Below are 23,026 nucleotides of genomic sequence, written 5' to 3'. Positions count from 1 at the left end.
AACCCATGGAAACCTTGGATCGCCACCGGCGGGCACAAGACGCCTTCGACGCCGTGCTCGCCACCGTGCCGCCCGACCGATGGGACGCGCCGTCGGCGTGCGAACACTGGTCGGTGCGCGACGTGACCGGGCACGTCATCTGGGGACTGGAGGTGCTTCGCCATCACGCGTCGGGCCGGGAATTCACGGTGGAGAACGGGCCCGCGGGATCGGAGAAGCCCGGCGAGCTGGCCGGCGAAGACCCGCCGGCCGCATGGCGCGCGGCCCGGCAAGCGGCCGATGCCGTCGTCACCGGCGAACTGCTCGGCCGTCCCGCTCCCGCGTGGTACGTCGCCAACCGCCCGGACGCGACGGTCACGGACTACCTGGCGCTGCTGACGTTCGACACCCTGGTGCACACCTGGGACATCGGTTCCGCGCTCGGGATGGACGTGCGGATGGATCCGGACCTCGTCACCCCGTCGTTCTCCCTCGCCCGGCTGATCATCAGCCGCACGCCGGGCACCTTCGGGCCACGGGTGAAACCGCCCGCGGACGCCGACCCGCAGGCGCGGTTCCTGGCCTTCCTCGGCCGCTCGGCCTGAGGCCGCGGTTTCGCGCGTGAAGGCCCCCTTCCCTCGGCTGAGTCGAGGGAAGGGGGCCTTCACGCGCTTCAGCCGGTGGACGCTGTGTGCCCAGGTGCCGGGGGGCGCGAACCCGGCCCTTGAGGTCTTTGCAGACAGTGGCGAACTCCAGCTCGAGCGGGGCTCCCTCTTGACGCTCGCGGCACACTCGCTATAGGCTCTAACTATCGCGATAATCGCTAACCGAGTGAAGGAGAAAGAGACATGTTCCGCACCGCACGCCGCCGGATCGGCACCCGCGCCGCCCTGCTCACGGTCCCGCTGGCCCTCGCCGGCGTCCTCGGCGCCACGGCGCCCGCCCAGGCGACTCCGGCCCACCACAAGCCGGCTTCGCTCACCTGCCAAGGCAAAGGCATCGATCGGGCCGCCAAGGTGCACTACCGGACGGAGATCTTCGTCAAGGCACCGCTGCGCACCATCTGGAACCTGCAGACCGACGTGGAGGCCTGGCCGTCCTGGCAGAACCCCGCCATCCCCGTCACCATGAAACGCCTGGATCCCGGTCCGCTGCGCAAGCATTCCCGCTTCCAGTGGACCATTCCCGTCCCGCCGGGCCTGCCCTATCCGCCCGGCGACGTGACCATCGTTTCCACCGTCCGGCAACTCCAGCCCGGCAAGTGCCTTCGCTGGACCGGCCCCCTCGACGGTCCCGGCGGTATGCACATCGACGGCGTCCACGTGTGGAACTTCGTCAAGGTGCCCGGCGGCGTCATCGTCCGCACCGAGGAGAGCCACACCGGCCCGCAGGTCGACAAGGACGTCCCCGGCTCCACCGCGATGCTGGGGCAGGGCCTCGAAATCTGGCTGAAGGACCTGAAGAAGGCCGCCGAAAACCGGTAGTGCGGCAGACGGCGTCTCGATCGGCGGCCCGCACGATCATCGTCCTTCCCCGATCCACCACTCCCGGAGACCTTTCGGGCAGTCCTCGATCACCGGGGTTGTCCCGGTACGTGCCCGCTGGTAACGATACGGGCGAATCAGCCGGTGACCCACCGGTCCACTGCGGGGCCGGAACGGCCGGTCTACCCTCCGTGCTGGGAAGCCGGGGTGTACGCCTCGTCGACCTCTCGCATTCTCTCCGATCGTGCTCCATCCCGACCAGGCCAAGGCGACGCATGCAACCCAATTTCGACGCAGGTGAGGACTTCGCGCTCCTTTTGGAGCGAGAAGCCAAGAAACTCGAGGAAAAAGCCCAAGCCCTGACGGCCGCGTTCACCGCCTCGGCGTCCACGGTGACCTCTCCTGACGGCTCGGTGACGGTGACGGTCGAGGCCAACGGCTCGCTGAGCGCCATCGAGTTCGGCAACCGGGCCACCTCGCTGGGACCGGCGCGGCTCTCTTCTCTGGTCATGCAGACGGTGCGCACGGCCCAGCGCAGGACCGTCGAGAAGGTCACCGAGTCCTACACCGAGATCAACGGCGAAGACGAGGCCGCCCAGCTGGTCCGCACCTTCCTGCCGAAGGTGGAGGACGAGGAGACCACGCCGGACAATCCGGAACAGGACAAGTGGGCGCCGGAGGCGCACAACGAGCCGCCGCGTCCTCAGGCGGGATACCGGCCGCCGCCACCTCCGCACGCCGGTCCTCCGATGCCGCCGCAGCCGGGCCGTCCCGTGCGGCCGCCGAATCCCCCGGCGCCGCGCCCCCGGCGGCCCGCCACCCCCGACGACGACGAAATGAGCCCCTGGTGACCGGATTCGGTGTCGACACGGAAACCATGAACGAGTTCGCCGGTCACCTCGGCAGACTCGAGGACGCCCTGCGAAAGAGCGCCGACATGGTGGGCAGTTGCGTAGCGGACCCCGGCATCTTCGGCATTTTCGGCGGCCAGATCTACGGCGCCGGCGCGAGCATGCACTGCGGGAAGGCGCGGGACCACCTCAACAAGTACTCGGAGAACGTGCAGGAGTTCTCGGACAGGGTGCGCGAGGCGTCGAAGCAGTACAAAGCCAACGAGCAGGAGACCGAGAGGCTGATCACCGAAGCCGGCAAGGGGATCGACGAGGTGAAGGTCAAGTGAGCGACGAGTACCACCGCAACGATTTCGGGAACAACACCGGCACGAAGGCCAGTGACTTCAAGGACGAGAAGAACGACTTCCTCGCGGGCAGCGGCGACACCACGGGCGCGGGCTTCTTCGATTCCGCGTTCTCGCTGAAGAAGGCCGTCGACGAAGGGGACAGCCTCAGCATCGGACTGGCCTCGGCGGGGATGGCGATCGAGATCCTCGGCATGGTCGCCGATCCGATCGGCTCGCTGCTCACCGCCGGGATCGGCTGGCTGATCGAGCACATCGTCATCTTCCGCTGGCCGTTGGACTTCCTGCTGGGCGACCCGAAGGGCATCGAGGCGGCCAAGACGGCGATCTACAAAGAGGCCGCCGAAGTGCGGGAGTGGTCAAAGGACCACGACGCCGCCACCAAGAAGTTCATGGAGAAGTGGACGGGCGAGTCCGCGGACACCTTCCGGGCCGACATGGAGGGCGTCGCCGCCCAGATCGACGCGCTCGCCGGATACATCGAGTTCGCGGGCAAGCAGATGGGGATCGCCGGTGCCGTCATCGGCGCGGTCCGCGGCATCGTCCGCGACATCATCGCCATGACGCTGGCAGGCATCCTCAAGGCGGCGATCGTGGCGGTGGCACTGGCGCCGGTCACCTTCGGCGGTTCGATCATCGCGGCGATCACCTCCATCATGACCACGGTCGGGGTGGCGATCGCCAAGATCGCCAAGCAGATCGCCGACGTCGCCAAGAAGCTCGCCGAGATGCTCAAGATCCTGGCGAAGACCCGCGGCGCGGCCGACGACGTCGTCAAGCTGACGCTCGGTGGCGGCAAGATCAAGCTGCCCAAGCCGAAACCCGCCGGCGGTACCCCGATGCCCGGCGGCAAGAAGCCGATCGAGGGCCCGCCGCCGAAGCCGGGCGACAGCACTCCGGACGCGACGCCCGACGCTCCGAAGCCCAAACCGGAGAAGCTCAGCGACATACCCCCGAGGGTGGTGCGCGAGAAGCTGGCGAAGGAACTGGAGGGGCATCCCGACGCCAAGAAGATCTTGGAACGGTACGACTACTGGAACAGCTTCCCGATCGGCGACCTGAAAACGAGGTTCCCCAAGGCGGCGGACGCGCTCGACAAGCTCGAAAAGGGGCTCAAGGTCCTCAGCGACCCGACCTACGGCGCGTCGGGCATGGCGGGGAAGACCATCGTCGAGCTGACGAAGGCCATCCCGCCCGCCGCGAAAGAGACACCTCCGGAGGACAAGGAAGAGCAGTAAGTGACAGGCGGCCCTGTACCGGTGTTCCGGGGCGGGGCCGCCTGTGCTTTCGTTCGGGTCATGACTGAACGGGTGAACATCTCCTCCGGCGGCGACTACGAGCCGGTGTTCGGCTACAGCCGGGCGGTACGCGTCGGCGAGCACATCCACGTTTCCGGGACCACGGCGCGCGAACCCGCCCGTTCGGGCGACGCCTACGAGCAGGCCTCGGCCGTGCTTTCGCTCATCGAGACCGCGTTGCGCGAGGCCGGGTCCAGCCTGTCCGCGGTGGTGCGCACGGTCACCTACGTGACCGACATCAAGGACGCCGATCTGGTGGCGCGGGCGCACCGCGAAGCCTTCGCCGACGTGCTGCCCGCGGCCACCATGGTCGAGGTCTCGGCGTTGCTCGACCCGAAGATGAAGGTCGAGATCGAGGCCTACGCCGTCGAGAAGTAGTCATCTCCCGAAGGACCCGACCAGCGCCTCCGGTGTTTCGCGGGTCGCATAGAGCTTCCAGAAGGCGTCGGCGAAGACGTCCGGGTGGATCACCTCGGGCTCGAAGTCCATGGGGCTCGCGGTGAGCGCCCGATGGGGCACGCTGCCCTCGATCAGCGCGCCGACGTTGACGGCCCCGGCGTAGATCCCCTTCTCCGCGAGCACGGCGTTCAGGTTGTGGAAGTAATTCCGCAGCGCGGCCTGCGCCATGCCGACGTTGCCGAGGAAGGGCGCCGGGTACAGGCCGGATTGCCCCGCGGTGAACAGGATCGCGCCGTCGCCGCGATCGATCATGGGCGGCAGGACGGCGCGCACGAGTGCCACCGCGGACACCAGGAAACGGTCGAGGACGAGCCGGAGGTTCTCCGGATCCACGTCGAGCACCGGCACGATGCCCTCGCCCATGGTCCCGCCGCCGGGATTGAACGCGACCGCGTCGATCCGCCCGATCGCGGCGACGGCGGACGCGATCTGCGCCGGCTCGTAGACGTCGGCGACGAAGCCGTTCGCTTCGATGCCGTCGCGGTCGAGTGCGGCGACGAGCGCGTCGAGGTTCCCGGTGGTGCGCGCGACGAGGGCGATCCGGAAGCCCTCGCGGCCGAAGCGGCGCGCGAGCGAAAGTCCCAGCACCGGTCCGGCGCCGAAGATCGCGAGTGTCTTGGTCATCTGTCCTCCAGGTTAAGTTGAGGTCCTCCTCAACTTATACCCATAACTTGAGGACGCCTTCAACTTGACTACGATGACGTCATGACCAAACCCCTGCGGAAGGACGCCCAGCGCAATCGCGACCTGCTGGTCGAGGCCGCCAGGGGGCTCTACGCGGAGCGCGGCCTCGACGTCGCGCTCGAAGAGATCGCCAAGACCGCGGGCGTCAGCATCGGCACGCTGTACAACCACTTCCCCCAGCGCGCGGATCTCGTGAACGCCGTGTTCGCCGACCGGACCGAGACCGTCGCGAAACTGGCCGAACACGCGCTTTCGCTCGACGACGCCTGGATCGGCTTGACCTCCTTCGTCGAACGGGTCTGCGAACTGCAGGCCGCCGACCGCGGCTACAACGAACTCGCCGCGAAGCGTCCGCCGCAGACCGAAGACCTCGAACGCGGCTACGAACTCATGACCCGGATCGTCGACCGCGCCAAGGAGAGCGGCGCTCTGCGCCCGGATTTCACGCTCGAGGACATGGCCTTCGTGACCTGGGGGATCGCACGCACCGTGGAGGCGACCGCGGCCGTCCGGCCGGAGGCGTGGCGCCGCCATCTCGCGCTGCTGTTCGACGGGATGCGGGCGCCCGCCGCGCATCCGTTGCCGGAGCCCCCGCTGGCGCCCGGGGAACTGGCCCGGATCATGGGCGGCTGCGACTGAGGGCAACCTTCGGCCCCTCCGGCGCGTATCCACCCCGGAGGGGATTCCATGAAGACGAAACTTCTGCTCATCGCTCTGACACTGTTCGCGACGACGGCCTGTTCCGGGGAGCCGCCAGCGGCCCCCGCGACGGTCACCGTCACTCCGTCGTCCTCGGTGCCGAAACCACCCGCCGGACCGGACACCAAGACCGTCGCCTGGCTCGACGGGCTGTGCGGCGCGGTGTACGGCTTCATGAAGGCTTCCAGCGATTACGCGACCAAGCAGCGATCGGGAACCGAGGTGACCCGCGGCGCGCTGAAGGAGGAACTCGGGATCCGCGCGGGATTCGCGGGCAAGGCCGCCGACGACCTGGCCGCGCTGCCGCCGTCGCCGATTCCCGGCGGCGACACGGTGCGGAAGTCCCTTGTGGACCAGTACACCGCCGCTAGGGACGCGGCGACCGCGGGCAAGCAGCGGTTGGAGAAGTCCGGGAACGAACCCGCCATGGACGCGGCCATCAAGGCGATGGACGCCACGCAGAAGCCGATCACGCAGACTCCCGATCTCCTGCCCGCGCTCAAAATCGACACGCAGGAGCTGATGGCCGCCGCGGCCGAGGCCAAGAAGTGCAAGCCCGCTTGAGGCCGCGCCTGGTTCGGTCCGTGAAGGCCTCCTTGAGGGACCCAGGGTCCCTCAAGGAGGCCTTCACGGACTCGATCATCGCCAAGGTCGGACCGGCGCTCAGGCGGGCGGAGTGAAGCCGGGCGGCATGACCATCGGCCGCCCGGTGTTCAAACCGCCGTCGACGAGAACGGAAGTCCCCGTGAGATAAGCGAAATCCGGTGACGTCAGCGCGAGGACGGCCGATGCGATCTCCGCGGCTTCCCCCATCCTCGGCAGGCCATGGACGTTCAACGGCCCCCAAGCCGCCTTGAAGCGCGCCCACAGGTCGTCCGGGATCCCCGGCGGCCGCACCAGCTTGGTGTCGATCGTTCCCGGGTCGATCGAGAACACCCGGATCCCCTTCGCGCCGTAGTCCAGCGCGGCCGCGCGCACGAGACCTTGCACGGCGCGTTTGCTCGAGGTGTAGGCGGCGTGCCCCGGCCTGGTCTGGTCGGCCTGCGCCGACGCGGTGCAGACGATCACCCCGCCGCCCGACTTCAGCAGATGCGGCACCTCGTACTTGATCGAGAGGAACACGCCGCGCGCGTTGGTCCGCTGCACGTCCTCCCACTCGTCGAGGGAGATCTCGTGCAGCGGCTTGCCGAGGTGGATCCCGGCGTTGTTGAACGCGATGTCGAGCCTGCCGTACCGCCGGACGACCGCGTCCACAAAGGACTGCACCTGTTCGGGAACCCGGACGTCCGCGCGGAGATAGGTCGCTTCCCCGCCCGCACGACGGATCTCCCGCTCGACCTCACGCCCGAGTTCTTCCCGCCTGCCACAGAAGCCGACCTTCGCGCCGGCCGCGGCGAAGGCGATGGCCGTCGCACGGCCGATTCCCGACGTCGCACCCGTGACGATCACGACCTTGTCCGCGAACCGCCGCCGGTCTTCCGCCGCCGTGGCCGTGTTCGCCGCCAGCATCGTGACACCGGCCGCCATCGCGCCCCCGAGCACCGCGCGCCTGCCCACCGTTCCGTCCACAGTCCCTCCAGATGGATAGTCTCACTTCCCAAAACAGAAAGTAGAGTTATCCGTCTGAGAGGACTCTCAAGAATCGATCTCCGGCGTGATCCCACCCGCCGCGGCCAGCGCGCGATGCAGCGCCAGCTCCGCGGTCGGCCCTTCGGCGAGGACGATCCCGGTGCACGACCGCTGATCCGCGAGGTGCCGGATCTCGTCGCCGGGGCTCGCCGTCGGATACCACTCCGGCGAACCGGGCAGGCCGCGCAGCCTGTCGAGCCCCGACCAGCCCTTCAGCACGCCTTCCGCGGCCGGGTACGCCAGGACGAACCCGATGCCCGGTCCCCCGCCGACCTCCTGGGTGAGCAAGGCGGGTTCCTCGCCCAGCGCCATGGCGATCATCGCGGAATAGACATTGGTGCCCAACGACCGGCACAACGCCTCGCCGAGCATCGCCCCACCGATCCGGATGTTGATCTCGACGACCTCCGGGCCGTCGGCGGTGAGCACGAATTCGGTGTGCGCGAAGCCCTGCTCGTGTCCGGCGGCCTTGAGCACCCGGCCGATCCAGTCGGCCAGCCCGGCGTACTCGGCCTCCGGGAAGGCCACCGGGAACGCGGCGGCTTCCTCACGCCGCACCGGCTCGGGCGACAGCTGACGGGAGAGGATCCCGAGCAGCCGGGTCCTTCCTTGCCAGGTGACGGTTTCCGCGCTGTAGAGCGGGCCGGCGAAATACGGTTCGGCGATCAGATGCCCCTTGAGCGGCGTGGTCTTCGCCTCCAGCCTGGCTCGTTCGAGTTCGGCGTGATCGCGGACGAGCCACACGCCCCGCGACGACGTTCCCGAAGAATCCTTGACCACCAAAGGAAACCCGAGTTCTTCGGCGACCATGACCGGCACCGGCCTGCCGCGCGTGAGACCGTGTTCGTACAACCGGTCGCGCACCGCGCCCTTGTCCCGCAGCACCCGCACGGCGGCCGCGTCCGGCCCGGGCAGGCCGAGCCGGGCGGTGAGTTCCGCGCCGGGCAACGCCCACGTGTCGGTCGAGTTGATGATCCCGGCGAGGCCCGGGATGGCGCGCAACGCGGTTTCACAGGCCGCGATGTCGTGGGTGTCGATGTCGACGACCTCGACGCGGTCCGGCCCGAGCGTGCCGAGTTCGTAGCGGTAGATGTCGCGATTCCCGGTGAACAGCACCAGCTTCCGCCCGGCCTCCGCGGCCGCGTCGGCGAGCCTGCCCAGACCGAAAGTGAGTGCTTCCAGCAGAACGACGGTCATGACACCCGTTCCTTCCGGTACAGCGGCTGGGCGGGAATCCCGAATCGGCGGCGGCTCCAGTCCATCGCCGCCCACGGCAGGGCGAGTTCGTCCAGCGAAGCGATCTCGCGCGGCGCGAGGCCCGCCGGGTCGACGGCCTCCCGATGCCGGGCGAAAACCCTTGCCGTGTACCGGTGTCCCGTATCCGCGCCGATCACGACGTGGGTCCGATCCGGATTCCGCGCCGCCTCCCAGCCCGCGACGAGATACGCCGCACCGGTGGAAAGCCCGGCGAACACGGCGTGTTCCCGCATCAGGCCGATGGTGGCGGCCATCGCGTGCACGAAGTCCAGCCAGTGGATCCGGTCGTAGAGTTCGTGATCCACGTTGCCGAACGGGATGGCGGAACCGATCCCCGCGATGATCGCGTCCGGATCGGTGAACCGTTCGCTGCCGAAGGTGACACTGCCGAACGGCTGCACCCCGGTGAGGCGGACGTCCGGATCGCGTTCGCGCAACGACCGCGCGATCCCGCCGGTCGACGCGCCCGTGCCCACACTGCCGACGATGGTGAGCGGCCCGGACGGCAGCGCGCGGGCCACGAGATCCGCGACCTCGGCGTAACCCAGGTAGTGCACGGGATCGTGGTACTGGCGCATCCAATGCATGTCCGGATGGCGTTCCAGCAGTTCGTGCACGCGTGCGACGCGGCGCCGCTGGTCGAGGCGGAGATCGTCCGACGGCGGCATCTGGTCCACCGTCGCGCCCAGGATCTCCAGCTGCGACCGCATGGTGAGGTCGACGGTGGTGGACGCGACGATATGGCAGCGCAGCCCGTGACGATGACAGGCCATCGCCAGCGCGAGCGCGTAGATCCCGCTGGAGCTGTCGATCAGCGTTTGTCCTTTTCGGATGGTTCCGTCGGCGAGCAGCGACCGCACCGCGCCGAGCGCCGCGTAGACCTTCAGTGTCTCGAAACGGATCAGCACGACGTTCGGTTCGAGCCGGATCAACGACGGCGTCTTGATCGCGTCGGTGACGTGGTCGTGGACCAGCGCGGACATCGCGGTCACCGGCCGATCGAGCGCAGATACGCGGCCAGCGATTCGGCGCCCGCCGCGTTGCGCGGGCCGCTCACGAGATCTCCGTACGAGATGACGTGGAACCGGTTGTCCCGCACGGCGGGGGTGTTCTTCAGTTGCGGCGCGGATTTGATGAACGCGATCTTCTCCTGCGCGGGCTGATCGGCGTAGTCCACCACGACGATCACCTCGGGCTCGGTCTTGACCACGGCCTCCCAGCCGACGCTCCCCCAGCCGTCCGGGAGATCACGGAAGACGTTCGTCCCGCCCGCGGCGTCGATGATGTCGTTGGGGGCGGCGTGTTTTCCGGACGTGAACGGCTGGTCGGTGCCGGAGTCGTAGACGAACACCTTGGCGGGCGGTGTCTTCGGCGCTCCGGCGCGGACCTTGTCGAAGCGCCCCTTGAGTTCCGTGATCAGCTCGTCGGCCCGTTGGCGGACGCCGAAGATGTCGCCGAGATTGCGCAGGTCGGTGTAGAGCGCCTCCAGAGGTGTCACCTCCGACTTCGCCGTCGGATACTCCCAGCAGGTTTCGGTGTGCAGATAGCTCCGGATGCCGACCTGCTCCAGCAGTTTCGGGGTGATCCCGCGTTCCTCGCTGAACCCGGAGTTCCAGCCCGCGATCACCCAGTCCGCCTTGGCGTTGACCAGGATTTCGCGGGTGACCCGCGAGGTGCCGAGCCGCTCGACCTCGGCGTAGTCGTCCTTCCACGGTGAACCGGCGATCGACGGGTCGCCGAGCGAATTCATCACGTAACCGCGCATCCGGCCGGCGAGCCCGAGCGCGAACATCTTCTCGGCACCCGAAACGTCGTAGGCGACGGGACGTTGCGGTGCCGGGAAGGCGACCTGCGCGCCGCAATTGGTCACCGTGGCCTGTGCCGGCGCGGTCGGTCCGGCCTCGACCTGGGCACCACAGGCGCTGAGGAGCAGTGCCGCGGCGAAGAGCGCGGTCACCCTGGACGGCTTCATCGTGTGATCCCCTCGGTTTCATCGGCGGGAAGGTCGTAGAGCAGCTGGAGCGCCCCGGTCACGGGGTGGGTCACCTGGGTGACCTCGACGCCGAAGACGGCGCGGACCGTCGCGGGGGTGAGCACTTCGGCCGGGGTCCCGCAGGCGGCGAGCGATCCGCCGCGCAGCAACGCGATCCGGTGACAGACGGCCGCGGCGAGGTTGAGGTCGTGCAGCGCGACGAGCACGGTGAGCCCGCAGTCGCGCAGGAATTTCAGCAGTTCGACCTGGTGGCGGACGTCGAGGTGGTTGGTCGGCTCGTCGAGGACCAGCACCTCCGGTTCCTGCACCAGCGCCCTCGCCACCAGGACCCGTTGCCGTTCACCGCCCGAAAGCGTCAGCACACTGCGCTGAGCGAGATGGGTGATGTCCATCCGCCGCAACGCTTCCCGGCACAGCGCGCGTTCGCGGGCCGACAGCCGGAGATTGCCGCGCTGATGCGGCGACCGCCCGAGCGCGACGACCTCCTCGACGGTGAAGTCCAGATCGGCCCGGCTGTCCTGGGTGAGCGCGGCGATCCGGCGGGCGGTGTCGCGCAGGCCCTGTTCGGCGAGGTCGGCCCCGTCGAGCAGGACCGCGCCGCCGGACGGCGACAGCGCCCGGTAGACACAGCGCAACGCCGTCGACTTGCCGCTGCCGTTGGGACCGAGAAGGCCGACGACCTCGCCCGCGCCGACGTCCAAGCACAGCTCACGGATCAGCGTCGTCCCGGCCACCTCGACGGAAAGTTCGCGCAGCGACAGCATCAGCGGCCCCCGAACGCGTAGCCGCGGCGCCGCATCACGACGAGGAACACCGGAACGCCGATCAGCGCGGTGATCACGCCGAGCGGCAGTTCCTCGGGCGCGACGAGCGTGCGGGCGAGCAGGTCGACCCACACCAGGAAGACCGCGCCCACCAACGGCGCGAGCGCCAGCACCCGGCGGTGTCCCGAACCGGCCATCATCCGCACCACATGCGGCAGGACCAGCCCGACGAACCCGATCGAGCCGCTGACCGCCACCAGCAGACCGGTGACGACCGCGGTGAGCAGGAAGAGCCAGCGGCGCAACGCGGCCGCGTCGGTACCGAGGCTCATCGCGGTCTCGTCGCCCATGGACAGGACGTCGAGCGCGGTGCCGTAACGGAGCAGGACCACGACCGCGACGGCCACCCCGAGCGCGGCCAGCGGCAAGGACGCCCATGTCGCCGCGCCGAGGCTGCCGAGCAGCCAGAACAGCACGGTCTGTGCGGCCTGGCCGTTCGGCGACAGGTAGACAAGCACGCTCATCAAGGCCTGGAAGGCATACGTGAGCGCGACCCCGGTGAGCACGAGACGCAACGGCGTCAGGCCGAATTTGCTGCGGGCGGCCAGATAGACGATCGCCGTCGCGCCGAGCGCGCCGAGGAAGGCGGCCGTCGACAGCGCCAGCACGCCGAGCCCGGCGAACAGGCCGAACACCACGACGGCGGCGGCACCGACCGAGGCGCCCGACGAGATCCCGAGCACGAACGGATCCGCGAGGGCGTTGCGGACCAGGGCCTGTACCGCGACGCCGACCACCGCGAGCCCCGCTCCGACCACCGCCGCCAGCAGCACCCTCGGCGTGCGGACCTGCCAGACGATCGAGTACCCGGTGACCTCGTCGCCGGTGATGGTACCGCCGGTGATCGCCTTTCCCAGGTAGCGCAGGACATCCGTGAGCGCGACGTTCGACGGGCCGAGCGCGATGCCCGCGATCAGCGAGATCAGGAGTGCGGCCGACAGCAGGAGCACCGGGCCGGTGAGCCGGAGCGGGCGCGTGGTGTCGTCCTCCGGCTCCGCGAACAGGCGGAGCGGTTCAGCCGGCACGTTCACCACGCACGATCAGGCGGCGCGCGTGGTTGTCGTACGGCGAGCCGTCGAAGTCACCGAAGCACTCGACGCCGGTGAAGCCCGCGGTCTCGAACAACGCCTTCAGTTCCGCGGCGCTGTACAAGAAGGACAGGATCGACGCCTGCTTCACCTCGCCGTCGCGGACCAGGGTCCACTCGGTCCTGAGCCGCGTCCAGTCTTCGAGAATGGTGTCGCGCATGAACACCGTCCCGCCGTCGACGTCGACCGCCTTCGGGCGACCGACCCAGCCGGCCAGCACCTCCTTGCCGAGTACGTCGATCAGCAGCCTGCCTCCGGGCGCGAGACTGGCGTAGGCGTTCCGGAGCACTGTGAGGTTGTCGCCGGGCTCGGTGAAGTAGCCGAACGACGTGTACATGTTGATGATCAGGTCGTACGCGGCCGGTTCGGTGTATTCGAGCATGTCGGCCTGGATCAGCTTAGCGGCGACTCCCGCGTTCTCACACGCTTCGCGCGCGCGTTCGAGCATCGCCGGGCTGAGGTCGACGCCGGTGACGTCGGCGCCCTTCTTCGCCAGCGGCACCACATGGATCGCCGGGCCGCAGGCCAGGTCGAGCACCTTCGCGCCGTCGGTGATTTCGAGCAGCGGTGACGTGGCCGTCAGGCGTTCGGCCTCATCGGCCCGGCTGGGCGGGAACATCACGTCCGCGAAGCCGACCCACAGGTCGTCGTCCTCGTACCAGTGCATCTCTCTCCGCTCGCCGGGCCGCATGATTCAGCCCCACAAGTCGTCGAAAGGTCGTCTTCGGTTCCCGGCACCGCCACCTTTCTCGTGGAGTGATCACGGGACACGGTGCGGTAGGTGCCGATTCGGTTCGTCTCGAGTGCCCGCAGCGGCGCCCGCCCATGGCCGTGTCGTCCGTCCAGTCACGCGTGTCGTCCGCCTGATCACGCGTGTCGTCCGCCGGATCACGAGACCCGGCCCACTCGGTATCGCCTCTCCTTTACCGCCGGGGCCTGCCGAGTGGGTGCTGAGCTTGGGCCGGGTGTCGCGAAAGCCACTTTCTTTCGCGACACCACCTCCAGAAACCCCAGGCCACTCACGGCGGCGGGATCAGATCGATGAGGAAAGTCTGGTCAGGCGCTCCGGAACACCGTTCCCGGACCACCTCAGTACCCGCGACGGTGTCCAGGTCGCGCAGGCCGAGACACTGGCTGGTGCCGACAGGCCGGATGAGGAACCGTCCCGGCTCCGCCGGATCCGCCGAGGCGATGGTGAACAACTGGTCCGTACCATCGTCGTCGCAGTCGTCGCGGGACTCGATCAGGTCGTGCCCCAGCCCTTCGTTCACGACCGTGAGGCAGCCGACCCCGGTCTCCGGATGGTGCCATTGGAACTGCACGGCGTTCTCTTCCCCGACGGGGTCGATGAACAGGCGCGGCGCCGCGTCACCCCCGCAGATCTGCTGGGCGACGATGGCACCGGAATAGAGCCGCGTCCGGTCCCGCCCCTCGGCGAGACAGAACTCGGGCGACCGGGCCGGCCGGATCTGCGCCCAGCTGCCCACTTCCCGCACGTCCAGTCCCGGCACCACGGCCGCGGTTTCCTTGGCCTTCGAGGACGCGCCGAACGACCTCGTCAGATATCCCAGCGTCCCGACGAGGACGAGGCTCACGATCGCGGCGACGATCATCGGCGCGCGCCAGTGCCGACGGGGTCGTGGTTCCGGCTCGGGCTCCGGTGACGGGACGGCTTCCCCCTTCGTCTCGTCGGGAGGCCGCGGTGGTGCCCCCATCGCGATCCGGGTCCGGGCGTCGAGCCACCGCCGTACCTCTTCGTCGTTCAGTCCGCACGCGCGCGTGAACGTCTCGACGAACGATTCGCGGGGCAGTGTGGTCCGGCCGAGAGTGGTCGCGACCGTACTCGCCGGAAGGGTTCCCCCGAGTTCTTTGGCCCTTCCGGCCAACTGCCGATAAGTCAATCCGGACCACGTTCTCAATACACGCAGTGCTGCTGTGAACTCAGCCGGTGAAGCCGTCGAGTCCGGCGGGTGAACCGTCGCCGGCGACTCCCCGTCGTCGCCCCCCTCATCAACGATCATCGCTCTAGATTGACTGAGGCGATCGAAGCCGCGATACCGCCATTCAGCGGCGCCGGAAACCGCTGTTCGGACCACTCGAACGATTTCGAACAAGGCCGAACTGGCCGAAGGTTGCCCCTGCGCTGGTCAGGAAGTCAGGCTGGCTCCAGTCGGCCTGAACACCGACCGAACCTGGGGAGGCCCGGGAAAGCCGGGCCGAAGAAAAATGAGCGAAACCAGAGGCATCCGCACGATCATCGTCAAGGGCGCCGGTGAACCCGGCGGAAACTCCTGGTTCAGCTCGGAAGGCGTCCGCTGAAATCTCTGTGCTGTTGAACGCCGGATGACGCCGGCATCGCCCGTATGGGGCTGGCGATGCGCTGATTCCGAAGAAAGACCCTCGTGCGCCGCACATCTGAGCACACGCGAGGAGTGAACGCTGCGATTCCCGCAGTGAATCGACGGTTCGGCGCCCGTTCGCGGGCATAACCCTTCGCCACGCCCTCCGGCGGTACGTCGCGGTCTCGTTCGAACCCGGTCGTCCTGAATTGGCGAACATCGGATTTGTGGAGCGTTGTTGATGGAAAACGGTCGAAATACCGTCGCCGAGAGGCAGGTTGTCGTCGTCGGCGCCGGTAATGCGGGTCTCTGCGCGGGGATAGCCGCGCTACAGGCGGGCGCGAAGGCGGTCAGCGTCCTCGAAGCCGCACCGAAACAATTACGCGGCGGGAACAGTTCCTTGACCAGGACGATGCGTTTCTCCTGGCAGGGAAGCCCATTCATCGCTTCCCTGTTACGGGAGGCGGACAATGAGCGCGTCGGCGAGATCCTGGCGGGCCGGTCCGGGTACACCGACGAGCAGTACCTCCGCGATTGGCTGGCGGTGTCCGGCGATCAGGTGGACGTCGCCCTCATCGAATCGATCATCCGCCGTTCGACGGACACGATCACCTGGATGCGCGACTTCGGCCAGCGCTGGGCGCCGAGACCGACCCCGCTGCCCGGTGACGTGCCGATCGTCCTCGACGGGGGCGGCCAGAGCCTGCAGGACCGGAACTTCGCCCGGTTCGAACAGCTCGGTGGAACGGTCTTCTACGGCAGCGCGGTCACCGGTTTCGAAAAGACCGCCGGCGACCGCTATCTGCTCCACGGCTCCGGCCCCGCGTTCCCGATGGTCGCCGACGCGCTGGTGCTGGCATCGGCGGGCTTCGAGGCGAACACCCGGCTCCGTGAACGCCACCTCGGCGAGGAGTGGCGGGACGTGAAGCTGCGCGGCGTTCCGTTCAACGAAGGCGCCCCGCTGACGGCGGCCATCGACATCGGCGCCGACACCGCGGGCAACTGGGAGAAGTGCCACACCACGCCGCAGGGCGTCAACCTGCCCGACCACATGCTGCCGGGGCAGATGCACAAATCCCATGGCCTCGCCCGCTACGCCTTCCCGCTGGGCGTCGTGGTCAACCGCGAAGGGCGCCGGTTCTTCGACGAATCCGGCGGCTACAGCAACCTCACCTACGTCACGCTGGGCCAGAAGATCCAGGAACAGCCGGGGAAGATCGCCTTCCAGATCTTCGACGACAAGGTCGTCTCGGCGGGTTCGCTCCCGAAGGGCTACGTCGGCGACCCGGCGTCCGTGTCCGTCTCCTCGCTCGAAGAAGGTGCCCGGCGGCTCGGTATCGACGCGGCGAACCTGACCGCCGAAGTCCAGCGGCTGCACGCCGGCCAGGCGGAGAAACGTCTCGACACGCCTCCGTTCCTGTTCGTCCCGGTGGTCTGCGGACTGACCTTCACCTACGGCGGGTTGTCCGTGACCCCGGACGCGGAGGTACGCGGCGGTGGCGAACCGATCAGTGGTCTTTACGCGGCAGGCGTGATCGTCGGCGGTCTTTACGACCAGGGCTATCCGGGCGGCACCGGCCTGATGGCGGGCGCCGTGCTGGGCCGGGCGGCGGGCACGTCCGCCGCCCGGCACTCCATCCGGTCGCGAGAAGGGGAAGCCCGTGTCGGCACTGTCGCAGGCTGAGAAGACGATCGTGATCGTCGGGCTCGGCAAGATCGGTTCGCTGTACGCCGCGTGTTACGGCCAGGCGGGGCACCGGATCCGCACGGTGGACATCGGCGACGGCGCCGACTGGGAGCGGGTGGCGCAGGTGCCGGACCCCTCGGCGGTCGACGCCTGGGTGGTCGCCACCCCGACGGCGACCCATCTCGCGGTCGTCGACGAGATCTTGCGACGGCAGCCCGATGCCCGTGTCCTGCTGGAGAAACCGGCCTGCTACCCGGAGGATCTCGCCGGTCTCGGCCACACGGTCCGTCGCCACCCCCGTGCCCGGATCATCGTCAACGACGTGTATTCACACAGCGAAGCCGTACAGCGCTTCGCGGCCGCGGTGCGGGAACTCGCCGCCTTCGATCCGATCAGGAAGATCACCGTCGAATTCACCAAGAACCGGGAATTCGACGTCGCGAACGGCAGGTTCGTCGACACCCAGTACGGCGAGGCCGGTTACGAGGGCTTCCACATGCTGAGCATCCTGCGCGCGATCCTCCCTTCCGCGGCGTACCGGAGGTATCTGCGCACGGTTCCGTCGTCGGTGACGGCGGAGATGCGGGTGCGGACCACCGCGCCCGGCATCCCGGAGGTCGAGCTCTACACGTCGTCGACCGGGGCCATCGCCTTCCCCGAGCTGGCCGGATTCGCTTTCCCGGAAAGGGTTTCGGAGGACTTCATCGCCCCGTCGGCGATCCCGTACGGGTCCGAGTTCCGGTACCGCTTCGCGGACGTCGAACTCTTCTCCGGGAAGCACGTCACCCTGGTCTTCGAACCGTTCTTCGGCGCGGACCCCGACCACAAGAACGTCCACACCGTCCACATCCGGGACGCCGCCGCTCCGGCGCGCCATTTCCGCGTCGCCGTCAACCATTTCAAGGAGGCACTTCTGACCCAGCTCGACCTTTTGCAGCACCTCGACGAGGGCACCACGGTGGTCCGCCCCGCCGAGCACCGGTTCCTCGCCGCGCTGGGCTCGGCGATGTTCACCGGAATCTTCCCGCAGACAACGGAAAACGAGAAGTTCGCACGAATTGGGAGCGAAGCATGACGCGAAGCATCGAGGATCTTTCGGCACTGTTGCGGCCGGCCAAGGACATGCTGCCCGAGGTCTCGGACCGCGACGTGGCGCTGGCCGAGGTCACCGGCCAGATCAAGAACGACGACGCCGCCCGGGCGCTGTTCTCGAAGGCGTGCCGGTTCGAGGCACCCTTCACCGCGAGCTGGATCCACGGCCCCGGTGACGAATCCCCTTACCTGTCACTGGAACTGGCCGCGTCGTCGCTGGACGACGACCGGTATCGCGCCCTGCTCGCCGACGTCGTGCTGTCGACGTCGACCTCGATCCCTTACGACTACCGGGCTCTGGCCGCGGAACGGCTCGTCCAGGCCGGGACGGGCGAGTACGCCGGTGCCCTCCAGGAGGTCGTCGACTCCTACGAACCGCTGCCCGCCCGGGGACTGCAGGCGAAGATCGCCGTCCCCACCGACGGTATCGACCACCTCTTCGACATCCCCGAAACGGTGACCGGCAGGCTCAACCTCCTGATCGCGGCCAGCCGGGCGAAAACGCTGGAGAGCAGGCACATGCTCGCCGTGCGGATCCTCGCGAACGGTGTCCTGCCGTCGGAATCGATCGGTGAGCCGGAGCGGCTGATCCTCGAAGACGTCGGGACGAGCATGGTGGCGGCGTCGGACTACCTCGTACCGTGGGACCAGGAATTCCCCGGTGAGCACGGTTCCGGCCTCACGCTCGCGGAACTGGTGCGCATCACCCTGATGTGCGGGGAATTCTCGCTTCCGGACACCACCGTGCGGCCGATCCTGGTCGACTTCTACCGCTCGGTGCTGCGCACCTGCGGCCGGTCGATCATCGGCCTGTCGGCGGGGGTGTTCCATGTGGAGCACGGCACGCTCGCCACGCCTTCGTACTACTACCAGGGCCGCGACGCGATCCTCGGCAAGGGCTGCGTGATCGACTGCGTCGGCGGGGCGGTGCTGCAGGCGGGTTCGTTCCTCGGCGGCGGCTACATGCCGATCCTGATCCACACCCACAAGCACATCCGCAAGGGCGGCCAGGCCGCCGCCTCGGAGCGGAAGCAGATCCTTCCCTGCGTCTTCGCGGCGGAGGCGGGCGCCCGCTATCCGATGGACGCCATCGGCCTGTTCGAAACGGTGGACTACCTCGGCAGGGAGACCCCGTACGAGGGGATCAGGGCCATCCCCCACGCCAAGTGACTCACGACTCGTCCTGCTGAAAATCCGTATCTCGCGATGGCGCCGGGCCGTGCGGCTCCGTGCTTCCCGGCGCCATCGAAAACTGGAGGGTAAGGGAAATGGGTGCAACTATGGGGGCAGAGGTCGCCGTCATCGGCGCGGGCTACGTCGGGCTGACCACGGCCGCGTGCCTCTCGTCCTTGGGACACCGCGTCGTCTGCGCGGACGTCGACCAGGAGAAGGTCGACGCGCTGCGGCGTGGTGAGGCGACCATCAGGGAACCGGGGATCTGCGAACTCGTGGTGGACGGGCTGGCGTCCGGGCATCTGCGGTTCGTCCTCGGCGCGAGCGCGGCGGCGGCCGGGGCGGAGATCGTGATCCTCTGCGTGCCGACCCCGATGGGCGCGAGCGGCGCGGCCGATCTGTCCACATTGGAATCCGTGGTGGCCGAGGTGCGGGATCTGCTGCCGCCCGGGTGCGTCGTGGTGAACAAGTCGACGGTCCCCGTCGGCACGGCGGCCCGCGTCGCGGACCTGATCGATCGCCCCGACGTGGCGGTCGTGTCCAATCCCGAGTTCCTGCGTGAAGGATTCGCGGTCTACGACTTCCTGAACCCCGACCGGATCGTGGTCGGTTCGGCCGACCGCGACCCGGTCCCCGCCCGCCGGGTCGCCGAGCTGTACGAGAAGCTCGACACCTCCGTGCTGGTGACCGATTCCGCGAGCGCGGAGATGATCAAGTACGCCTCCAACTGCTACCTCGCGACGCGGTTGTCCTTTGTGAACACCGTCGCCGAACTGTGCGAATACCTCGACGCGAGTATCGACGACGTGACGACCGGAATGGGTTACGACGAGCGGATCGGCAAGTCGTTCCTGCGACCGGGCCCGGGCTGGGGCGGTTCCTGCCTGCCGAAGGACACTTTCGCGCTGCTGCGCACCGCGGAATCGGCAGGCAGCGATTTCGCCCTGCTGCGAGCGGCGATCGAGACCAACGTGAAGCAGCAGGAGCTCGTGGTCGACAAGGTGCGCAAGGCCGTCGGCGGCGACCTCGCCGGCGTCCGGATCGGCCTGCTCGGCCTGACGTTCAAGGCCGGGACGGACGATCTGCGGGACTCCCCGTCGCTGACGATCGCGGCGCTGCTGGCCGCCGAGGGCGCGGAACTGACCGGGTACGACCCCAGCGTCCACGCACCGGTGCCGGGCGTGACGGACGACGTCCGGATCGCCGGGACCGCCTATCACGCGGCGAGCGGGGCGGCGGCGGTCGTGCTGCTGACCGAGTGGCCGGAGTTCCGCGCCCTCGACTGGGGACGGATCGCCGACCGGCTCCACGGCCGGTCCGTCATCGACACCCGGAACCTGCTCGATCCGCACACCGTGGCGAGGACCGGACTCTCCTACCAGGGCATCGGTCGTCCGGACAGCGTCTGGGCGCCCGTGGCGAACGTCGCCGAAATGGTCACGCAGGCAGGATGACCCCGGGGTGGACGGCGGGCGGCCCGCTCGTCGTCCACCTTCCGGCGCCGGATGAGGAGGACGGATGCCGAAGCGGACCCGGCCCTGGCCCGCGCTTTTCGCACTGTGCCTGGGTTTCTTCATGGTCATGCTCGACATCAGCATCGTGAACATCGCGGTGCCGTCGATGGTGCGCGAACTCGGCACCGAGCTGACCGCGGTGATCTGGGTGACCAGCGTGTACCTGCTCGCCTACGCCGTCCCGATCCTGCCTGCCGGCAGGCTGGGCGACCGGTTCGGGCCGAAACGCGTCTTCGTCGCCGGGCTGGTGGTGTTCACCGCGGCGTCGCTCTGGTGCGGGCTCGCCGGTGACGTCGAGACGCTGATCGCCGCCCGCGCGGTGCAGGGTTTCGGTGCCGCGCTGATGACTCCGCAGACCACGGCCTTCATCACGCATCTGTTCCCACCGGACGAACGCGGCCCGGCGATGGGCGCCTGGGGCAGCGTCGCGGGCCTCGCCATGATCGCCGGCCCGGTGCTGGGCGGGGTGCTCGTCGACCGGCTCGGCTGGGAATGGATCTTCTTCGCGAACGTCCCGGTCGGGCTGATCGCGCTGGCGCTGACCGTCGTCCTCGTCCCCGACTGGCGACCGGGGAATTCGCACCGTTTCGACGTTCCCGGCATCCTGCTCTTCGGCGCGGGTCTCGTCTGCGTCGTCTTCGGTATCCAAAATGGACAGAACTACGGCTGGGGCACGGCCTTCGAGGTCATCGGGGCGGGAGTACTGCTGCTCGGTGGTTTCGTCCTGTGGCAACGGGCCAACCGCCGCGAACCGCTGCTGCCGTTACGGATCTTCCGCCACCGCGACTTCTCGTTCGGTACCGCGTCCGCGGTGACGGTCGGTTTCACGATGACCAGCATGCTCCTGCTGTTCGTCATCTACGTCCAGTCGGTCCTCGGCCTGTCCCCTGCCGACGCCGGGCTGCTCATCGCGCCTCTCGCCTTGGTGTCCGGCGGCGTCGCGCCGTTCGCGGGCAGGCTTTCGGACCGGGTGAATCCCAAGTACCTGCTGGCGTTCGGGATGCTCTCCTTGAGCGGCGGCCTGTGCCTCGTCTCGCTGGTGATCATCCCGGCGAGTTCGCCGCAGGCCCTGCTCCCCGGGCTGCTGCTCTGCGGTCTCGGGGTCGGGTTCACCTTCTCCCCGATGAACAACGTGACCCTCAACTCCGTCGAGCGTTCGCTGGTCGGCAGCGCGTCGGGCATCTTCAACACCGCGCGCCAGGTCGGCGGAGTGCTCGGCGGCGCGGCCGTCAGTGTCCTGGTGCAGGCGCGGGCCGGGGCCTCGATGACGACGCTGGCGAGCGAAGCGGCGGCGGCGTTGCCCGCCGAGTTCCGGCAGCGGTTCGTCGACGGTTTCACCGGGGAGGCGGGGGCGGAGGCCGCCGCCTCCGAGTTCGGCGGCGCTCCCGAAGTCCCCGCGGATCTGCCGTCCGAGATCGCGGCCCAGGCACGGGAACTGGCCGCGCAGGTCACCGGTGCCGCGCTCACGGACGCGGTCAAGGCCGCGTTCCTGCTGCCCGTCGGCGCGCTGATCCTCGGCCTCGTGTGCTCGGTGAACCTGCGTGGGCCGATCGGTCGGCGCGGATCGCCCGATCGGATGTCCGCGGCCCGGTGATCACCTGGCTACCGTCGCTGTATGACTCTCGTACCGACGGTCGACCTGAGCACCTGGCACGACGGCGACCGCACGCGGCTCGCGCACGCTGTCGACGAAGCCTTGAGTCGCGTCGGGTTCCTGCAGGTCGTCGGGCACGGCATCCCGCGGGCGACGATCGACGACATGTGCGAAGCGACCGCTGCCTTCTTCGCGCTCCCTGTCGAGGAGAAGCTCCGATCCGCACCGGCCGACCGCGCTTCGGACCGTGGGTACGCGGCCGAAGGAACCGAAGGGCTGGCGTACAGCCTCGGCGAGACGACGCCGCCCGACCTGTCGGAATCGTTCGTCATCGGCGCGGAACACATCGACGGCGAGGACCCCTATGGCTTCTTCGCCCCCAACATCTGGCCCGAGCTGCCGGAGAACCTGCGTCCCGCGCTCACCGCGTACGCCGACGAAGCCCACCGGGTCGCCCGGGTGCTGCTGGAGATCTTCGAGAAGGCGCTCGGGCTGCCCGACGGCTACCTCGGCGCGTACACCCGGCATCCGACCCGCACCTTGCGGGTGAATCACTTCGAGCGCCGTGCCGGAGCGCCCGAGCCCCTGCCGGGCCAGATGCGGCTCGGCGCCCACACCGACTACGGCATCGTCACCGTCCTCTACGCCGATCCCGTCCCCGGGCTGCAGATCCACGGTCCCGACGGCGCGTGGCACGACGTCGTCCCCGCTGAGGACGCGCTGGTGGTGAACCTCGGCGACCTCACCGCGCAGTGGACCAACGACCGCTGGCGCTCCACCCTGCACCGGGTCGTGCCGCCGTCCGGGCCGGGACCGTCACGGCGGCGAAGCGTGGCGTTCTTCTTCGACGGCGACCACGACGCGCGGTTCGAATGCCTTCCGACCTGTCATTCCGCCGGGAACCCGCCGAAGTATCCGCCGGTCATGGGCGGCGAGCACCTCTACGCCAAGATCACCGGCGGGCGGACCCTGGAACCGGCCGACGCGATGAACACCGCGGCGGACCGCGGTTGAGGGAGAATTCCCCGGCGGACC

23 protein-coding genes are annotated in these 23,026 nt (G+C 68.7%); 14 read left to right on the top strand and 9 right to left on the bottom strand.

Annotated elements, in window-relative coordinates; translation table 11 throughout:
* Positions 1 to 5: 5 nt before the first annotated feature.
* From CVV72_RS36530 to CVV72_RS36505, 6 genes are all read left to right on the top strand, one after another.
* Positions 6 to 584 (top strand): TIGR03086 family metal-binding protein, encoded by a 579-nt coding sequence (locus CVV72_RS36530; protein WP_219148788.1) that lies wholly within the window; start codon positions 6 to 8, stop codon positions 582 to 584.
* Positions 585 to 827: 243 nt separating this feature from the next.
* A complete protein-coding gene (locus tag CVV72_RS36525) occupies positions 828 to 1,463 on the top strand; it encodes an SRPBCC family protein (RefSeq protein ID WP_219148786.1) in 636 nt (211 codons plus the stop codon).
* A gap of 275 nt (positions 1,464 to 1,738) precedes the next feature.
* The gene (locus CVV72_RS36520; protein ID WP_219148784.1) at positions 1,739 to 2,314 is read left to right on the top strand and encodes a YbaB/EbfC family nucleoid-associated protein; all 576 of its coding nucleotides are present in this window, start codon (positions 1,739 to 1,741) and stop codon (positions 2,312 to 2,314) included.
* On the top strand, positions 2,311 to 2,643 hold the full coding sequence (locus CVV72_RS36515) for a hypothetical protein (protein ID WP_370641851.1): 333 nt from the start codon (positions 2,311 to 2,313) through the stop codon (positions 2,641 to 2,643). Before CVV72_RS36520 ends, CVV72_RS36515 begins: the two co-directional genes overlap by 4 nt.
* Entirely contained in the window at positions 2,640 to 3,899 is a 1,260-nt protein-coding gene (locus CVV72_RS36510) for a hypothetical protein (RefSeq protein ID WP_219148782.1), read from the top strand. The genes CVV72_RS36515 and CVV72_RS36510 overlap by 4 nt, the downstream gene beginning before the upstream one ends.
* 60 nt (positions 3,900 to 3,959) lie before the next feature.
* Entirely contained in the window at positions 3,960 to 4,337 is a 378-nt protein-coding gene (locus tag CVV72_RS36505) for a RidA family protein (protein WP_034309296.1), read from the top strand.
* Here the strand turns inward: CVV72_RS36505 and CVV72_RS36500 are convergent, their stop codons facing one another.
* Positions 4,338 to 5,042 carry an SDR family oxidoreductase gene (locus CVV72_RS36500; protein ID WP_219148780.1) on the bottom strand — a complete coding sequence of 235 codons (705 nt, stop codon included), beginning with the start codon at positions 5,040 to 5,042 and terminating at the stop codon, positions 4,338 to 4,340.
* Positions 5,043 to 5,123: 81 nt separating this feature from the next.
* On the opposite strand from CVV72_RS36500, the gene CVV72_RS36495 reads away from it, so the two are divergent.
* On the top strand, positions 5,124 to 5,741 hold the full coding sequence (locus CVV72_RS36495) for a TetR/AcrR family transcriptional regulator (RefSeq protein ID WP_219148777.1): 618 nt from the start codon (positions 5,124 to 5,126) through the stop codon (positions 5,739 to 5,741).
* A gap of 48 nt (positions 5,742 to 5,789) precedes the next feature.
* Entirely contained in the window at positions 5,790 to 6,365 is a 576-nt protein-coding gene (locus CVV72_RS36490; protein WP_219148775.1) for a hypothetical protein, read from the top strand.
* 99 nt (positions 6,366 to 6,464) lie between these two features.
* Here CVV72_RS36490 and CVV72_RS36485 read toward each other — a convergent pair whose 3' ends face one another.
* The 8 genes from CVV72_RS36485 to CVV72_RS36450 form a co-directional block, all read right to left on the bottom strand.
* Positions 6,465 to 7,370, bottom strand: coding sequence for an SDR family NAD(P)-dependent oxidoreductase (locus CVV72_RS36485; protein ID WP_219148773.1), 906 nt, complete (start codon positions 7,368 to 7,370; stop codon positions 6,465 to 6,467).
* A 66-nt stretch (positions 7,371 to 7,436) separates the two neighbouring features.
* The gene (locus CVV72_RS36480) at positions 7,437 to 8,627 is read right to left on the bottom strand and encodes an ATP-grasp domain-containing protein (protein ID WP_219148771.1); all 1,191 of its coding nucleotides are present in this window, start codon (positions 8,625 to 8,627) and stop codon (positions 7,437 to 7,439) included.
* Entirely contained in the window at positions 8,624 to 9,679 is a 1,056-nt protein-coding gene (locus CVV72_RS36475; RefSeq protein WP_219148769.1) for a cysteine synthase family protein, read from the bottom strand. Before CVV72_RS36475 ends, CVV72_RS36480 begins: the two co-directional genes overlap by 4 nt.
* Positions 9,676 to 10,659 carry an ABC transporter substrate-binding protein gene (locus tag CVV72_RS36470; RefSeq protein WP_219148767.1) on the bottom strand — a complete coding sequence of 328 codons (984 nt, stop codon included), beginning with the start codon at positions 10,657 to 10,659 and terminating at the stop codon, positions 9,676 to 9,678. The genes CVV72_RS36475 and CVV72_RS36470 overlap by 4 nt, the downstream gene beginning before the upstream one ends.
* A complete protein-coding gene (locus tag CVV72_RS36465) occupies positions 10,656 to 11,444 on the bottom strand; it encodes an ABC transporter ATP-binding protein (RefSeq protein ID WP_219148765.1) in 789 nt (262 codons plus the stop codon). Before CVV72_RS36465 ends, CVV72_RS36470 begins: the two co-directional genes overlap by 4 nt.
* On the bottom strand, positions 11,444 to 12,538 hold the full coding sequence (locus CVV72_RS36460; RefSeq protein WP_219148763.1) for an iron ABC transporter permease: 1,095 nt from the start codon (positions 12,536 to 12,538) through the stop codon (positions 11,444 to 11,446). Before CVV72_RS36460 ends, CVV72_RS36465 begins: the two co-directional genes overlap by 1 nt.
* Entirely contained in the window at positions 12,519 to 13,259 is a 741-nt protein-coding gene (locus CVV72_RS36455) for a bifunctional 2-polyprenyl-6-hydroxyphenol methylase/3-demethylubiquinol 3-O-methyltransferase UbiG (RefSeq protein WP_219148761.1), read from the bottom strand. The genes CVV72_RS36460 and CVV72_RS36455 overlap by 20 nt, the downstream gene beginning before the upstream one ends.
* A 352-nt stretch (positions 13,260 to 13,611) precedes the next feature.
* Positions 13,612 to 14,493, bottom strand: a complete 882-nt coding sequence (locus CVV72_RS36450) for an RICIN domain-containing protein (RefSeq protein WP_255632377.1) — start codon at positions 14,491 to 14,493, stop codon at positions 13,612 to 13,614.
* A gap of 679 nt (positions 14,494 to 15,172) precedes the next feature.
* On the opposite strand from CVV72_RS36450, the gene CVV72_RS36445 reads away from it, so the two are divergent.
* From CVV72_RS36445 to CVV72_RS36420, 6 genes are all read left to right on the top strand, one after another.
* Positions 15,173 to 16,615, top strand: a complete 1,443-nt coding sequence (locus CVV72_RS36445; RefSeq protein ID WP_219148757.1) for an FAD-dependent oxidoreductase — start codon at positions 15,173 to 15,175, stop codon at positions 16,613 to 16,615.
* The gene (locus CVV72_RS36440) at positions 16,593 to 17,693 is read left to right on the top strand and encodes a Gfo/Idh/MocA family oxidoreductase (protein WP_219148755.1); all 1,101 of its coding nucleotides are present in this window, start codon (positions 16,593 to 16,595) and stop codon (positions 17,691 to 17,693) included. The genes CVV72_RS36445 and CVV72_RS36440 overlap by 23 nt, the downstream gene beginning before the upstream one ends.
* Complete coding sequence (locus CVV72_RS36435) at positions 17,690 to 18,880, top strand: hypothetical protein (RefSeq protein WP_219148753.1); 1,191 nt, start codon at positions 17,690 to 17,692, stop codon at positions 18,878 to 18,880. The genes CVV72_RS36440 and CVV72_RS36435 overlap by 4 nt, the downstream gene beginning before the upstream one ends.
* Before the next feature lie 110 nt (positions 18,881 to 18,990).
* A complete protein-coding gene (locus CVV72_RS36430; protein WP_255632376.1) occupies positions 18,991 to 20,337 on the top strand; it encodes a UDP-glucose/GDP-mannose dehydrogenase family protein in 1,347 nt (448 codons plus the stop codon).
* Between the two features lie 64 nt (positions 20,338 to 20,401).
* Entirely contained in the window at positions 20,402 to 21,991 is a 1,590-nt protein-coding gene (locus tag CVV72_RS36425) for a DHA2 family efflux MFS transporter permease subunit (RefSeq protein ID WP_219148749.1), read from the top strand.
* 21 nt (positions 21,992 to 22,012) lie between these two features.
* Entirely contained in the window at positions 22,013 to 23,005 is a 993-nt protein-coding gene (locus CVV72_RS36420) for an isopenicillin N synthase family oxygenase (RefSeq protein ID WP_219148747.1), read from the top strand.
* Positions 23,006 to 23,026: the final 21 nt, after the last annotated feature.

Source organism: Amycolatopsis sp. TNS106 (genome assembly GCF_019330265.1).
Classification (GTDB): Bacteria; Actinomycetota; Actinomycetes; order Mycobacteriales; family Pseudonocardiaceae; genus Amycolatopsis; species Amycolatopsis lurida.
Note: the sequence above shows the minus strand (reverse complement) of the source record. Positions and strands in the feature narration are given on the sequence as shown.

Coding starts and splice junctions, on each gene's coding strand:
- CVV72_RS36530 (WP_219148788.1), top strand. CDS start 6: ATGGAAACCTTGGATCGCCACCGGCGGGCACAAGACGCCTTCGACGCC.
- CVV72_RS36525 (WP_219148786.1), top strand. CDS start 828: ATGTTCCGCACCGCACGCCGCCGGATCGGCACCCGCGCCGCCCTGCTC.
- CVV72_RS36520 (WP_219148784.1), top strand. CDS start 1,739: ATGCAACCCAATTTCGACGCAGGTGAGGACTTCGCGCTCCTTTTGGAG.
- CVV72_RS36505 (WP_034309296.1), top strand. CDS start 3,960: ATGACTGAACGGGTGAACATCTCCTCCGGCGGCGACTACGAGCCGGTG.
- CVV72_RS36500 (WP_219148780.1), bottom strand. CDS start 5,042: ATGACCAAGACACTCGCGATCTTCGGCGCCGGACCGGTGCTGGGACTT.
- CVV72_RS36495 (WP_219148777.1), top strand. CDS start 5,124: ATGACCAAACCCCTGCGGAAGGACGCCCAGCGCAATCGCGACCTGCTG.
- CVV72_RS36490 (WP_219148775.1), top strand. CDS start 5,790: ATGAAGACGAAACTTCTGCTCATCGCTCTGACACTGTTCGCGACGACG.
- CVV72_RS36480 (WP_219148771.1), bottom strand. CDS start 8,627: ATGACCGTCGTTCTGCTGGAAGCACTCACTTTCGGTCTGGGCAGGCTC.
- CVV72_RS36470 (WP_219148767.1), bottom strand. CDS start 10,659: ATGAAGCCGTCCAGGGTGACCGCGCTCTTCGCCGCGGCACTGCTCCTC.
- CVV72_RS36465 (WP_219148765.1), bottom strand. CDS start 11,444: ATGCTGTCGCTGCGCGAACTTTCCGTCGAGGTGGCCGGGACGACGCTG.
- CVV72_RS36455 (WP_219148761.1), bottom strand. CDS start 13,259: ATGCACTGGTACGAGGACGACGACCTGTGGGTCGGCTTCGCGGACGTG.
- CVV72_RS36445 (WP_219148757.1), top strand. CDS start 15,173: ATGGAAAACGGTCGAAATACCGTCGCCGAGAGGCAGGTTGTCGTCGTC.
- CVV72_RS36435 (WP_219148753.1), top strand. CDS start 17,690: ATGACGCGAAGCATCGAGGATCTTTCGGCACTGTTGCGGCCGGCCAAG.
- CVV72_RS36430 (WP_255632376.1), top strand. CDS start 18,991: ATGGGGGCAGAGGTCGCCGTCATCGGCGCGGGCTACGTCGGGCTGACC.
- CVV72_RS36425 (WP_219148749.1), top strand. CDS start 20,402: ATGCCGAAGCGGACCCGGCCCTGGCCCGCGCTTTTCGCACTGTGCCTG.
- CVV72_RS36420 (WP_219148747.1), top strand. CDS start 22,013: ATGACTCTCGTACCGACGGTCGACCTGAGCACCTGGCACGACGGCGAC.